Origin of the sequence: Rhizobium sp. SL42 (genome assembly GCF_021729845.1) — a bacterium.
Classification (GTDB): Bacteria; Pseudomonadota; Alphaproteobacteria; order Rhizobiales; family Rhizobiaceae; genus Allorhizobium.
Genome location: NZ_CP063398.1, coordinates 468,615 through 481,429 on the forward strand (window position 1 = coordinate 468,615; position 12,815 = coordinate 481,429).

At 58.3% G+C, this 12,815-nt stretch carries 14 protein-coding genes; 4 read left to right on the forward strand and 10 right to left on the reverse strand.

Translation table 11 applies throughout. The annotated features are described in order from the left end of the window. Nucleotides 1–177: 177 nt before the first annotated feature. On the forward strand, nt 178–2,394 hold the full coding sequence (locus IM739_RS21060) for an adenylate/guanylate cyclase domain-containing protein (RefSeq protein ID WP_237371195.1): 2,217 nt from the start codon (nt 178–180) through the stop codon (nt 2,392–2,394). Between the two features lie 19 nt (nt 2,395–2,413). Here IM739_RS21060 and IM739_RS21065 read toward each other — a convergent pair whose 3' ends face one another. Further along, nucleotides 2,414–2,932, reverse strand: coding sequence for a YHS domain-containing (seleno)protein (locus IM739_RS21065; RefSeq protein ID WP_442981166.1), 519 nt, complete (start codon nt 2,930–2,932; stop codon nt 2,414–2,416). Nucleotides 2,933–2,981: 49 nt separating this feature from the next. Beyond that, a complete protein-coding gene (locus IM739_RS21070) occupies nt 2,982–3,572 on the reverse strand; it encodes an ankyrin repeat domain-containing protein (RefSeq protein WP_237371196.1) in 591 nt (196 codons plus the stop codon). 270 nt (nt 3,573–3,842) lie between these two features. Here IM739_RS21070 and IM739_RS21075 point away from each other — a divergent pair, with 270 nt between their 5' ends. After that, a complete protein-coding gene (locus IM739_RS21075) occupies nt 3,843–4,832 on the forward strand; it encodes a GlxA family transcriptional regulator (protein ID WP_237371705.1) in 990 nt (329 codons plus the stop codon). A 117-nt stretch (nt 4,833–4,949) separates the two neighbouring features. On the opposite strand, the gene arsH is transcribed toward IM739_RS21075, so the two are convergent. The 6 genes from arsH to IM739_RS21105 all read right to left on the reverse strand — a co-directional run bounded on the left by arsH (nt 4,950) and on the right by IM739_RS21105 (nt 8,530). Next, a complete protein-coding gene (gene arsH / locus IM739_RS21080) occupies nt 4,950–5,633 on the reverse strand; it encodes an arsenical resistance protein ArsH (RefSeq protein WP_237371706.1) in 684 nt (227 codons plus the stop codon). A gap of 16 nt (nt 5,634–5,649) precedes the next feature. Then, entirely contained in the window at nt 5,650–6,075 is a 426-nt protein-coding gene (gene arsC / locus IM739_RS21085; RefSeq protein WP_237371197.1) for an arsenate reductase (glutaredoxin), read from the reverse strand. A 2-nt stretch (nt 6,076–6,077) separates the two neighbouring features. Then, nucleotides 6,078–7,139 carry an ACR3 family arsenite efflux transporter gene (arsB, locus tag IM739_RS21090; protein WP_237371198.1) on the reverse strand — a complete coding sequence of 354 codons (1,062 nt, stop codon included), beginning with the start codon at nt 7,137–7,139 and terminating at the stop codon, nt 6,078–6,080. Between the two features lies 1 nt (nt 7,140). Next, nucleotides 7,141–7,665, reverse strand: a complete 525-nt coding sequence (locus IM739_RS21095) for an arsenate reductase ArsC (RefSeq protein ID WP_237371199.1) — start codon at nt 7,663–7,665, stop codon at nt 7,141–7,143. Between the two features lie 18 nt (nt 7,666–7,683). Then, nucleotides 7,684–8,046, reverse strand: a complete 363-nt coding sequence (locus tag IM739_RS21100; RefSeq protein ID WP_237371200.1) for an ArsR/SmtB family transcription factor — start codon at nt 8,044–8,046, stop codon at nt 7,684–7,686. Nucleotides 8,047–8,206: 160 nt separating this feature from the next. After that, a complete protein-coding gene (locus IM739_RS21105) occupies nt 8,207–8,530 on the reverse strand; it encodes an ArsR/SmtB family transcription factor (RefSeq protein ID WP_237371707.1) in 324 nt (107 codons plus the stop codon). 250 nt (nt 8,531–8,780) lie between these two features. Between IM739_RS21105 and IM739_RS21110 the strand changes: the two genes are divergently transcribed. Then, nucleotides 8,781–9,113, forward strand: coding sequence for a TIGR01244 family sulfur transferase (locus tag IM739_RS21110; RefSeq protein ID WP_237371201.1), 333 nt, complete (start codon nt 8,781–8,783; stop codon nt 9,111–9,113). Nucleotides 9,114–9,248: 135 nt separating this feature from the next. Here IM739_RS21110 and IM739_RS21115 read toward each other — a convergent pair whose 3' ends face one another. Beyond that, nucleotides 9,249–10,535: an NAD(P)/FAD-dependent oxidoreductase gene (locus IM739_RS21115; RefSeq protein ID WP_237371202.1), complete on the reverse strand. Its 1,287-nt coding sequence runs from the start codon at nt 10,533–10,535 to the stop codon at nt 9,249–9,251. Between the two features lie 115 nt (nt 10,536–10,650). After that, nucleotides 10,651–10,896, reverse strand: a complete 246-nt coding sequence (locus IM739_RS21120; protein WP_237371203.1) for a hypothetical protein — start codon at nt 10,894–10,896, stop codon at nt 10,651–10,653. Between the two features lie 34 nt (nt 10,897–10,930). On the opposite strand from IM739_RS21120, the gene IM739_RS21125 reads away from it, so the two are divergent. After that, on the forward strand, nt 10,931–12,751 hold the full coding sequence (locus IM739_RS21125; RefSeq protein ID WP_237371204.1) for a chloride channel protein: 1,821 nt from the start codon (nt 10,931–10,933) through the stop codon (nt 12,749–12,751). Nucleotides 12,752–12,815 lie beyond the last annotated feature (64 nt).

The window sequence follows — 12,815 nt, forward strand, 5'->3', positions numbered from 1 at the left end:
CATCGGCTGCAATTTTTTTGCGGTAAATGGCGCATTGCAATATCGCCACGGCATTCCACCGGTCGACCGGGCTGGAAGAAGCCCCCCTTCAACCCAATGCAATGGCCCGATGCAATGGCATGACGCGCCCATCTCCTGTAGAATAGCGAGACGAGCACACGCTCAGGGAGACGGGGCATGGAGCGCCATCTCGCAGCCATTATGATTGCCGACGTCGTTGGTTACAGCCGCCTGAGCCAGGTCGACGAGGAAGGAACGCGTGTCCGCTTCCAAAAGGACATGGAGACCATTTTCGAGCCCGAGATCGCCCGGCACAACGGACGGCTCGTTAAAACCATGGGCGACGGGCTGTTGGTGGAGTTTCACAGCGTGGTCGATGCGGCCCGTTGCGCAGTCGCCGTACAACAACAAAAGGCAAAACAGGAAGTACTGACGTCACCCGAACGCAGGCTCGATTTTCGCATCGGCATCAATCTCGGCGACATCATCGTCGAAGGCACTGACATCCATGGCGACAGCGTCAACATGGCGGCCCGAATCCAGACATTGGCCGAACCGGGGGGCATCGCCCTTTCAGGATCGGCCTACGATCAGATCAAGTCCAGACTGTCGGTCGGCTTCACCTCGCTCGGCGAGCGAAAGGTCAAGAACATCGCCGAGCCCATTCGCATCTACCGCGTCGTGCTTGATCCGACGGCTGCCGGAAAGACCGCCGAGGCCCGCAAACCGCTCCGTCTTCGTCCCCATCTGGCGACAGCCGCGTTTGTGATTGCGATCGCCATCGCGGGCCTATGGTGGCAACCTTGGACATACGTCCAGACGTCGCAACTGAGCGATCGCTTTGCCTATCCCCTGCCGGACAAACCTTCGGTTGCCGTTCTACCCTTCATCAATGTCAGCGGCGACAAGAACCATGACCACCTCGCCTACGGTCTGACGGACGATCTGATCACCGAACTGTCGCGCGTCTCCGGTCTGTTTGTTATCGCACGTCATTCGGTTTTTGCGCTGACGACCACATCGGGCAAGGTCCAGGATGTCGCAGCCGAACTGGGCGTCCAATATGTGCTGGAAGGCACTTTGCAGCAGGCTGGCGCGAGATTGCGGATCAACGCCAAGCTAATCGACGCGGTGACCGGCCTATCGCTCTGGGCTGAACGATATGATCGTGAATATGCCGATATCTTCGCTGTCCAGGATGACGTGATCAGCAAGATCATTTCGGCTCTATCGGTCAAGCTGAGTGAGGGAGAGCGTCATCGGCTCGCACGCATCCCGACAGAGAATCTCGAGGCCTATGATTACTATCTGAGGGCCGAACAGAAGGGCATCACTTATAGCGATGTCGAGACCTATCGCCAGACGCTCTCCTTCTACCAGAAAGCGATCGACCTGGACCCGAAATTTGCCGACGCGCATGCCGGCATCGCTCGGGTGGCTGTCGATGTCTGGCGCAACGACTACAACTATCTCTGGTCCGCGGCGGTTGCGCGAAAAATTGCCTATGACGCCGCGGGCCAGGCATTGAAACTGGACCCCGACAATGCGCGAGCCCTTGCAGTGCTTGCGCTTCTGCAACTGGTCGCCGGTCGTAGCGCCGAGGCGACGGCATCCGCAACGCAGGCGGTGATCGCACAGCCAAGCGACGCCGAGGCATTCGGCAACCTGGCCTTGATTCTCGCGCACACGGAGCGGCATGACGAGGCGATCGACGAAATGGAAAAGGCCTTGCGGCTGGACCCGTCGCCATCACCCAGCTTTCAATTGCTGGCAGGCATCGTCTTCTATACGGCCCACGATCTGGACAGAGCGATCCCCCTGATGGAAGCGGCACGAGATGCCTTGCCGAATGCCGAACCGGCACATGAATATCTGGCTGCGGCATACATGGCCAATCATGACGAGCAACGTGGCACTGAGGCGGCCGCCCGACTGCTCGAGCTATTTCCCGACACCAACCTGACCTATTACAGCTATCTCTATGACTATTGGCACGATGATGACCTTCAATATCACCTGGCGGGCCTTCGTGCGGCCGGCATTCCGGAATGGCCCTTTGGTTTTGAAGGACAGCCGTCAGACAGGCTTGGCGAGGCTGATATTCGCAAGCTGGTCACCGACAAGACCTGGATCGGCAAGCACAAGAACGGTACCGACTTCATTCAGCACTTCGACAAGGACGGCAACACGGCGTATCGCACCGCCAACACGAGCATCACCGGCATTGCCGAGGTTCGCGATGGCAGACTGTGCGAAACCTTCGGTGGCTCGTTCCTTGATCGCATGGTCTGCGGATATGTCTACCGCACCGAACACCCAGACCTGTTACCCGCGAGGTATATTCATGTTACCCCGCAGGCATTGAAGTTCTTTTCAGTCGCCCCTGCGGCCTGAACGAACGTGCTTGAGAAGATCAGTTCGAACCACCCATGCGCCAATCCGTCTGCAACTTTTCTGAAACAAGGGTGTGCTGAACGTCCGCCCAATGCTTCTGCGAATTGGCGAGCTTTGACGGGTTCTTCTCAAAGCCCTCGGCAGCCCCCGGATCATAGCTGATATAGAGCTTGCCCTCGATAATCCGCCAGGCTTTCGGGTCTATGTTGGTTGTCACTGTTCCCAGAGACACGCCGTCTGCGCAATAACCACCGTATTGTGGTGCGTATCTGGCCGGGTCCTTGATAAAAAGGGCCCTATTCTCGGCGCTGGCAAAATGCCAGGTCGCCCCGAGCCAGTGGTGAGAATAGGTCGCGGACCCTTCCACAGCCTGATTTTGGGTAAAATAGGCGACCGGATCGAAACCCTTGATCGCGACATCACCAAAGTAACCCGTATTTACGACGTCTTCGGCGGCAATTGCCGGGGCAGCCAAGAGTAGAACCGCAGCGACCCCGGTCGCCATTGCGAGGCAAACCGAGCGTGTTTTGCGTAACATGCCATCCTCCCTGTTCGCGCCTCCGCTCAAGTCCTCATGCAGCAAGGCGCTATTTTCGCTTGATACACTCACCATAAAGCCATTCACCGACAACGGCCGCATCCTGACATCCAGCGCCCGCGTTCAGCAACAATTTGGCCACATCCCAATGCTCACGCCAGCCCGCCTGACTAAGCGGCGTAATGCCGTTTCGTTCCTTGGCTTCAATGTCTGCATTGTTTGCCAGGAGAAATGCGACAACATCTCCATGGCCCTCTTCGGCCGCGGCGTGGAGCGGCGACATCCGGTAGAAATTGCGCGAATCGTTGATCGCGGCCCCTTTGGACACAAGCAGCATCACTACATCAAGTTTGCCTGCATAGGCCGCCGCATGCAGCGCAGTCAGACCACCCTTGTTGCGTGTTTCGATGTCGGCACCGTTCTCCAGAAGAAAAGCAGTCACATCCGCGTGCCCGGCAATTGCCGCCAATAGCAGCGGCGGTTCTCCGCTACTGTCGGGAGCCGCCAGATCACGATCCTGAGCCAGCATACCCTTTACAGCTTCCAGATCTCCGCTTTTGGCAGCATCGTGCAATGGCCCTGCCAAAGCCGTGGCGACCCAAAAAGTCGCGATATGGACAAAAATGTAAAAAAGCCTCATCGCGCCCTCCGATCTGTCATCAGTTCGACCAGTGCGGACGCGAAAGACCATACTCCATAACAGACGCCTCGACAATGACGAGAGCAACTGGATGGCATTGTGATCCGCACGACCGGACACCCCGCACAAGGTCTCCTGCGCCCGAGAACAGCCAACGACACCGCCCCATCAAACAGGCTGAGACGTCAACACCCTTGTTGTCGGCGATCTGGACGCGGCGTATAGAATGACGTGGACAGTATCTTCAGCCAGGATTTGATCGACGTGACTATGAAACCCTCCGACGCAAGCGCTCCCGGCGAACGCCTGAAGATCGGCTTCGTTCTGGCTAGGTCCTTCACGCTTTCGGCCTTCTCGCTGTTTGTCGATACGCTTCGGCTTGCAAGCGATGAGTTTGACAGGTCTGGGCGGGTGCTCGCCGACTGGGAAGTTCTCGGCAGCACCAGACATTTGATCATGTCGAGTTGCGGCGTCAAAGTCGCGCCAACGTCCGACTTTGTCGACCCAAGCCAGTTCCACTACATCGTCGTGGTTGGCGGCCTGCTGAACAACGAGACGCCCATTGACCAGGAAACCGTGAGCTTCCTGAAGACGGCGGCGGCAAAAAACGTACGGCTGATCGGCGTCTGTACCGGTTCCTTCATTCTCGCCGAAATCGGGCTGATGAAACACCACCAGACATGCGTTAGCTGGCTGCACTATCAGGCATTTCGCGACCGGTTCCCCGACCATCAGGTTCGGTCCGACCGGATATTCAACCTAGACCGCACAAGAGGCTCCTGTGCCGGCGGTAGCAGTGCGGCCGATATGGCAGCATCAATTGTCCAGCGACATATCGGTCACGATGCGGCGCGCAACGCGCTTGAGGTGCTGCAGATCGAAAGAGCCCGGACGGCGCTTGAAATCCAGCCCCGCAGGCCGCTCGAGATTGCTTCGGAAGATGCGCGCATCCGGGCCGTCCTGATCATGATGGACCGGCACATCGAGGGCACGATAACGATACCGGAGCTGGCCCGCTCCGTCGGCCTGTCAAGAAGGCAGCTCGAACGGCTGTTCCTCAGCGAAACCAACAGCACACCGGCACTGGTCTATCGCAGAGTCCGGTTGGAACGGGCAAAGCAGGTGCTTCTGCAATCGAAAGCGCCGCTGATCGAAATCGCGCTCGACACAGGCTTTGAAAACGCCTCGCACTTTTCACGCGCCTTCAAGCAGACCTTCGGCCAAACTCCGACGCAACTGCGCGCGTCGATGCCGGACTGACCGCTGCGCTAAAGCGCAACCAACCGCAGTTGCGCATGGCACTGCGGTATTCACGCTTCAGGACAGTACGGTGGATCGGTTCGATCTAACGTCTTCCCTCTTCGTCCACCGGTTACATCAGATGGATTTCAGCTTCGTACGTTGTTCAAGCTTTTCCGCTGTCTCTTTCCGTTCGCTGTAGCGATCCGTCAGGTAGCCCGATATGTCACGCGTCAGGAGCGTGAACTTCATCAGTTCCTCGCAGACATCCACGACGCGGTCGTAGTAGGACGACGGCTTCATTCGACCAGCTTCGTCGAATTCCTGATAGGCTTTGGCCACGGAGGACTGGTTCGGGATCGTGATCATCCGCATCCAGCGACCAAGAATGCGCATCTGGTTCAACGCATTGAATGACTGCGATCCGCCGGACACCTGCATCAGAGCCAGTGTTTTGCCCTGTGTCGGTCGCACCGCGCCTATACTGAGCGGGATCCAGTCGATCTGCGTCTTCATGACACCCGTCATGGCGCCATGACGCTCCGGGCTGACCCAGACCTGTCCCTCCGACCAGCCCGACAATTGCCTAAGTTCCTCGACCTTGGGATGCGTAACGGGCGCACCGTCCGCCAGCGGCAGGTCATGCGGATCGTAGATCCGAACATCGGCACCGAGATGTTCCAGCAGACGGCGAGCTTCATGCGCGAGAAGACGGCTGTAGGACAGCGATCGCAGCGAGCCGTAGAGGATCAGAATTCGCGGTTTGTGCGTCGAATGTCCGTTCCGAAGGGCATCGCCGTCCGGCCGGTGAAGATGATCCATGGCGGCGGCAGGCAGATCAGACAACACGCTTCCCTTTCTCGTCCAGCAACGGCGCGCCGTCCTCTTTTGAGAAGGGTCCCACGAAGGCATCTTCCGGCAGGATATCCAGGACGATCTCGGACGGTCGGCACAGTCTTGTGCCAAGCGGCGTCACCACGAAAGGGCGGTTGATCAGGACTGGCTGACTGATCATCGCGTCGATCAGTTGGTCGTCGGTCAGCGCAGGATCATCCAGGCCAAGCGCCGCATAAGGCGTTCCCTTCTGACGGATCGCATCGCGGACAGTCAGTGCTGCGTCAGAGGTCAATTTGATCAGTTGCTCCCGCGATGGCGCCGCTTTCAGGTATTCGATCACCTTGGGCTCGATACCGGCATGGCGGATCAGGGCCAGCGTGTTGCGCGAAGTCCCGCAATCGGGATTGTGATAGATGGTCACGTCCATGATCAGGCTTTCCTGGTTGCTGCGGCATTGCGGGAGACGGCCGGCGCGCGTTCGTACCAGTCCTTGGAACGGTTCACGATCCACACGACCGAAAGCATGACCGGAACCTCGATGAGCACGCCGACGACCGTTGCCAGCGCCGCACCGGAATTGAAACCGAACAGGCTGATGGCTGCCGCGACCGCGAGTTCGAAGAAGTTGGATGCACCGATCAGGGCGGAAGGACCAGCCACGCAATGCTCCTCGCCCGACCAACGGTTGAGCAAATAGGCCAGACCCGAGTTGAAATAGACCTGAATGAGGATCGGGACGGCGAGCAGCACAATGATGCCCGGCTGTTCGATAATTTGCTCGCCCTGAAATCCGAACAGCAGAACAAGCGTCGTCAGGAGGGCAATCAGTGAAAGAGGCTGGACGCGGGCCAGAAGGGCATCCAGCCGAACAGTAGATCCGTCAGACAGCATAGCCCTGCGAAGCATTTGGGAAATGATGACCGGGATCACGATGTAGAGTACGACCGACAGGATCAGCGTATCCCAGGGAACCGTGATGGCGGAAAGCCCCAACAGCAGTGCCACGATAGGCGCAAAGGCGACGATCATGATGGCATCATTCAGAGCCACCTGGCTCAACGTGAAATGCGGTTCACCCTTGGTGAGGTTCGACCAGACGAAGACCATGGCGGTGCAGGGAGCCGCGGCAAGTATGATCAGGCCGGCAATGTAGGACTCGATCTGGGTCTCCGGCAGATACGGCCGGAACAGCCAGCCGATGAACAGCCACCCGAGCAACGCCATCGAGAAGGGCTTCACGGCCCAGTTGATGAAAAGCGTGACGCCGATCCCGCGCCAGTATCGCCCGACATGGCCAAGCGCGGCGAAGTCGATCTTCAGCAGCATCGGGATGATCATCAGCCAGATCAGGACGGCGACGGGAAGGTTGACCCTGGCAGCTTCCAAACCGCCTATTGCCTGAAATACGCCAGGAACTGCGTGACCAAGCCCGATGCCCACGACGATGCAGAGAGCGACCCAAAGGCTCAGGTAGCGTTCGAACATGGACATCTCATGCCACCTTTCCATCGGACAAGGTCGAGCCATCCATATCGCCGATCTGCTTGAGCCGGCTTTCCAGTGCGAGCTTGTCGATCGATGCCAGCGGCAGGCTGATGAATGCCATGATGCGGTTCTTCAGGAAGCGGGCAGCCTGGGCAAAAGCCTGCTGCTTGTCGAAATCGGCGCCATCGACCGCCGCTGGATCCTCGACGCCCCAATGAGCCGTCATCGGGTGACCGATCCAGACCGGGCAGGCTTCGCCTGCTGCATTGTCGCAGACGGTGAAAATAAAATCGAACTCCGGCGCATGCGGGCCAGCAAACTCGTCCCAGCTCTTCGAACGGAAACCGTCGTTCTGATAGCCAAGTGCCGCGAGCGTCTTGAGGGCCAGCGGATGCACTTCCCCTTTTGGATGGCTTCCAGCCGAGAACGCCTTGAAGAGGCCCTTGCCTTCCGTGGTAAGGATGGATTCAGCCAGAATGGAGCGTGCAGAATTGCCCGTGCAAAGGAAGAGCACGTTGTAGACCTTGGTCATGGCTTTTTCTCTCGATGTTCAGGTTGTGGAGCGTGCGGTCTCCGGTAGAGAACAGCACGGAGTCAGATCGGCGATGAGCGGCGCACAAAGGCTGGAATTCCCGCCGCAACAGTCTTGCAAAAGGTAGAGGATCAGGGAGCGGAACGTTTCCAGATCGGCGCGGTAGATGATCGACCGGCTTTGCCGCTCGCCGGTGATCAATCCGGAATTCGCCATGATCGAAAGATGCGCCGACATCGTGTTTTGCGGCACATTGGCCAGGCGCGCCAACTCGCCGGCGGCCACTCCGTCTGGCTCGCTGGCCACAAGCATGCGAAAGGTCTGCAGCCGCGTCGGCTGGGCGAGCGCGGACAGCGCCATGATCGTCTTACTCTCATCCATATATCCAGAATATTGGATATTATGGCTTTGTCAATTGCCATTCTGCCCTTGCAGCCCGTGTGAACCCACGGCACTGCCGAGAATAGAAGCTGGAGGAGACACCAGTCGGTATGAAACGACGTATCTCAGAATTTACTTATAGATCCGAGGCGGTGCGAACTTATGGCTGCTCGCCACAGTCACCGGCTTTGCAAAAACTGTTGTAGAGCGTGTTGACGATCTCGCGCGCAGGATCGCTCTCGATCCGATACCAGACCGTCTGCCCGTCCCGGCGTGCGGCAATGATCCTGTCGCGCCGCAGCAATGCCAGATGCTGAGACACGGTCGAATCGCGAATTTCGAGGAATTCCGCCAGTTGCCCGACCGAGTGCTCACCGTCCGCGAGACGGCACAATATCAGCAAACGGTAACGGTTGGACAGTGACTTGAGCAATTCGCTCGCAATCTCCGCCCCGGCTTTCATAGCTTCCGGATCAATCTTCATAGATACGAATATACAGACACGATCGCGGATTGCAAGTGACCCGGGGCCATGCATGCGCATCAAGATGCGGAGACAATCGATTGCGCCTCCAGCGGATAAAATGCCATTGAATTATTTTTCATTTAGCCGTATATACGTATTAACGTATATTTATTGATCGACGAAGTACCCGTCGTGACAGCAGCAAACGCCAACAGATGACTGCGGACTTTGACCACGACCGTGTCATCGTCGCCCAAGGAGAATGAATATGAGCATTCGAACGATCGACCGCAATTTCCACGTCACCGGCCAGATAAAGCCGGCGGCAATGCAGGATATCGCCGCACTCGGCTACAAGACAGTCATCTGCATGCGACCTGACAAGGAAGGTTTTTTTCAGCCGACATTTGCGGACATGGAAGCCGCCGCCGAAGCCGCCGGCATCAAGGCTCACTACATCCCGGTCGTGCCCGGAGCGATTACGCCAGCCAATCTGGCAGCACTCAAGTCCGTCCTCGGCACCACATCCGGCCCGGTGCTCGCCTATTGCGCTTCGGGCAATCGTTGCGCAAGCGCGTTCGAGATGAGCAAGCAAGGCTGAGCCAAAGCCGGCTGGCTGAACGGAAGCATCCGTGAGCCAGTCCAGCGCCAGAGCGCGGCGGACGAATCTTGCCGCACGTAACATGAAGACAGCTAGCGAACGCCCGCCGATCCAACGATTGGCGGGCGGCTGTCTTTACGGATCAAGCCTGATCGCCTTGAGCTTGTCGATACCGAGGGCCTGTAGCGCCAGCCTCTCATAGAAGGGTTCTGACTTGCCCAGGCGCACCTTGTAAAGGAAGTATTTTTCGAAGCCAATCTTGGCCGCATGGACCCATTTTCCCGATGACGACCAGTTTACGTTGCGCGGTGGGATCTGCGGCTGAGCCACGAAGGCAATGCCTCCGTCCCCGAAATCGGCAAGGCAAACAGCGTTCCATGTTCCTTCGGCATTCGGCGCTTCTCCCCTGACCAGTCGCTCGATGTTGTGGGCGGTGGCCGTGACCATGGATTCTATCATGAAGCCGGTCTTCGGAACGCCGATCGGCACGGGCGTCTTGCCCATCGGCGGGATCGCCACGCAAACCCCAACCGAAAATATGTTGGGATACCGGGCGTTCTGTTGATGCCTGTCGACCAAGATGAACCCGCGTGGATTGGCCAGTCCTTCGATATCGCGGACCGCCGACACGCCGCGGAATGCCGGCAGCATCATTGTGAATGCCGCCGGAACATCGTGAACCGTTTTGGTTGACCCGTCCTCGTTCAGCTCCTCGGCCACGACTTTTCCGTCTTCGAACCGCTGGACCTTGGCATTGGTGATCCATTTGATGTGATGGTTGCGCAGTTCGCTCTCGAGCAGCCCCTTAGTATCGCCCACACCATCGAGACCAAGGTGACCGATATAGGGTTCCGATGTGACGAAGGTCATCGGCACCCGATCGCGTACCTTGGCATCGCGCAACGCCTTGTCGAGAATGAAGGCAAACTCATAGGCCGGACCGAAGCAAGAGGCACCCTGAACCGCGCCGATGACCACCGGCCCAGGATTGGCGATCAGCCGGTCCACCGCCTGCTTTGTTTGCAGCGCATGGTCGATATGGCAGACAGAATGGGTGAAGGCCTCAGGGCCGAAGCCCGGGATCTCATCGAAAGCCAGTTCAGGGCCGGTCGATATGACGAGATAGTCGTAGCTCACCGAGGACCCATCCAGAAGCTGGATACGGTTCTCATCAGGGATGAGACGCTCCGCCCCTTGCGGTTTCAGCGTGATGTTACGTCTTGCGCATGCCGGTTCAAGATCAACTTCGATCGCGGCGCGATCGCGCCAGCCGACAGCAACCCAGGGATTGGATGGCACGAACGAATAGGTCGATCCCTTGCTGATCAGGATGACATTGTCATCCTTGCCGACACGATCCCTTATTTCATAAGCCATGATGGAGCCACCGAGCCCGGCCCCCAGTACCACGATATTTGCCATACGCGCCTCCTTCACGTTGAAATCTATACCTATATATATACGATATTTCGTAGCTTAGAAGGAAATAGATTCTGGTCGCGCAGGTATCTATTCGGATTTGCCTCCTCGGATCGCATCACCCGACTATCGTCACGGACAGTGCAGGCTGGAAAAACTGGGGGATCCCCAGGTCATCGCGGTTAGCCGACTGGCCAAGCGATGGGGGGAAGGAGGCATCGCTCTTCAGGAACATTTTCGATGAAGGTTGACAGTCTACCGAGGTCGGCAGAATGGAATGCCCAAGAATGTCCGGGCGGATGGAAACCGCTTGCCTGGCCTTGCCGCCGACCGGCAGGCGCATCTGGACGCCGCGCTTGGACATGCGACACTGACCTGAATATGTCATCCTGAAAAAGATGACGGATCCTGATTGGGGACGAAACGTGCCTTCGACGCTGAAAGCCGCCTTGCGGCGCACCGGCTTGCTTCGCCTGCTGATCGCGCCCGGCCGATTCAGAGCCTTTGTTCGCCAGAGTGAACTCGGAATCGTCCTGCTCGGTGCAGTGGTTGGCGTCCTAGCCGGCCTGGTTGTCGTTGCGATGAGCGCCATCGCGCGCCTGCTGCATCAGGCAATATTCCGTATCGAGATCCGAGAGCGCCTGAGCAGCGCCGCCTCGCTCGACACGACGACGATCCTGATAGCCCCCGTCGTTGGCGGCATTGTGCTCGGGCTCATCCATCTGGTGCTCGCCTATCGGCGAAAGAGGCCGATGGTGGATCCGATCGAAGCCAACGCCCTTCACGGCGGACGCCTGTCTCTGACGGACAGCATCATCGTCTGCGTGCAGAACCTTGTTTCCAACGGATTTGGTGCCTCTGTCGGCCTCGAGGCCGGGTATACGCAGCTGTCGTCCGGCTTCGCATCGAAGATTGGCGTGTCGATGAAACTGCGCCGCGGCGACCTGCGGATACTCGTCGGTTGCGGAGCTGCCGGCGCGATCGCTGCAGCCTTCAATGCGCCTTTGACCGGTGCATTCTACGCATTCGAACTGATCATCGGTTCGTACAGCATCGCCAGCCTGACGCCGGTGATCGCAGCCTCCCTCTTGGCAACCAGTGTTGCGCGACCGTTCGTCCCGAGTAGTTTCCTGGTCAATGCCGGATCATTTGGAGCGGTGATCCCGACCGATTATGTGCCCGCGCTTCTGCTCGGCCTACTCTGTGCCGGCGGCGGCATCCTTCTGATGACGGGAGTATCGATGGTGGAGGAAGTGTCGCGCAAAAGCTCCATTCCTCCCGCCATCCGCCCGGCACTCGGCGGTATCGTCATCGGACTTCTCGCTCTCGTCTCGCCTCAGATCCTGTCGGGCGGTCATGGGGCGCTGCATGTCAACCTCGACCAGGACCTGACAATTCCAGCACTCGGATTTCTCCTGCTGATGAAGTCGCTCGCCTCGGCCGTCTCGATCGGATCCGGCTTTCGCGGCGGGTTGTTTTTCGCCTCCCTGTTCATCGGTGCCCTGCTCGGCAAGATCTTCGCGCTGGCGGGCATGTGGCTGGTTCCCGGATCTGCTTTGACCCCCGCCGTCTATGCGATCATCGGCATGAGTTGTCTTGCCGCTTCCGTAATCGGCGGCCCGTTGACCATGACCTTCCTGGCACTCGAGGTGACGGGGGACTTTTCGATTACCGCCTTGACGCTTGCCGCGGTCATCACAGCCTCTTTGACCGTGCGAAACCTGTTCGGTTATTCGTTTGCGACCTGGCGCTTTCACCTGCGCGGTGAGAGCATCCGCAGTGCGCATGATGTCGGCTGGATCAGAAACCTGACAGTCGGCAAATTGATGCGCCCAGATGTGAAGACTGCGACTGCCGGCATGTCGCTGGCAAAATTCCGCGAGAGCTTTCCGCTCGGATCAACCCAGCGCGTCGTGATCGTTGATGATGACGGAAAATATGTCGGTATCGTCATCGTGCCCGAAGCCCATTCAAGCCTGGTTATCGATACGGACGGCGGGCTCCTGGATCTCATCCGCTACAGGAATTCCTTCTTGCTGCCGACCATGAACGCCAAACAGGCAACCCGGATCTTCGAACACGCCGAGAGCGAAGCCTTGGCAGTCCTCGGCGACAAAATCGAACAACATGTGATCGGCCTGCTGAGCGAAAGCTACACCCTGCGCCGGTACTCGGAAGAACTCGACAAAAGGCGACGCGAAGTCTCGGGCGAGACCTGAAAAGAGAACTTCATGACAAGACATGCGTTGCCCGCCGATCGCGGCAAAGCCGCCTGCCCTGTCA

Coding starts and splice junctions, on each gene's coding strand:
- IM739_RS21060 (WP_237371195.1), top strand. CDS start 178: ATGGAGCGCCATCTCGCAGCCATTATGATTGCCGACGTCGTTGGTTAC.
- IM739_RS21065 (WP_442981166.1), bottom strand. CDS start 2,932: ATGTTACGCAAAACACGCTCGGTTTGCCTCGCAATGGCGACCGGGGTC.
- IM739_RS21070 (WP_237371196.1), bottom strand. CDS start 3,572: ATGAGGCTTTTTTACATTTTTGTCCATATCGCGACTTTTTGGGTCGCC.
- IM739_RS21075 (WP_237371705.1), top strand. CDS start 3,843: ATGAAACCCTCCGACGCAAGCGCTCCCGGCGAACGCCTGAAGATCGGC.
- arsH (WP_237371706.1), bottom strand. CDS start 5,633: ATGGATCATCTTCACCGGCCGGACGGCGATGCCCTTCGGAACGGACAT.
- arsC (WP_237371197.1), bottom strand. CDS start 6,075: ATGGACGTGACCATCTATCACAATCCCGATTGCGGGACTTCGCGCAAC.
- arsB (WP_237371198.1), bottom strand. CDS start 7,139: ATGTCCATGTTCGAACGCTACCTGAGCCTTTGGGTCGCTCTCTGCATC.
- IM739_RS21095 (WP_237371199.1), bottom strand. CDS start 7,665: ATGACCAAGGTCTACAACGTGCTCTTCCTTTGCACGGGCAATTCTGCA.
- IM739_RS21100 (WP_237371200.1), bottom strand. CDS start 8,046: ATGGATGAGAGTAAGACGATCATGGCGCTGTCCGCGCTCGCCCAGCCG.
- IM739_RS21105 (WP_237371707.1), bottom strand. CDS start 8,530: ATGAAGATTGATCCGGAAGCTATGAAAGCCGGGGCGGAGATTGCGAGC.
- IM739_RS21110 (WP_237371201.1), top strand. CDS start 8,781: ATGAGCATTCGAACGATCGACCGCAATTTCCACGTCACCGGCCAGATA.
- IM739_RS21115 (WP_237371202.1), bottom strand. CDS start 10,535: ATGGCAAATATCGTGGTACTGGGGGCCGGGCTCGGTGGCTCCATCATG.
- IM739_RS21120 (WP_237371203.1), bottom strand. CDS start 10,896: ATGTCCAAGCGCGGCGTCCAGATGCGCCTGCCGGTCGGCGGCAAGGCC.
- IM739_RS21125 (WP_237371204.1), top strand. CDS start 10,931: ATGACGGATCCTGATTGGGGACGAAACGTGCCTTCGACGCTGAAAGCC.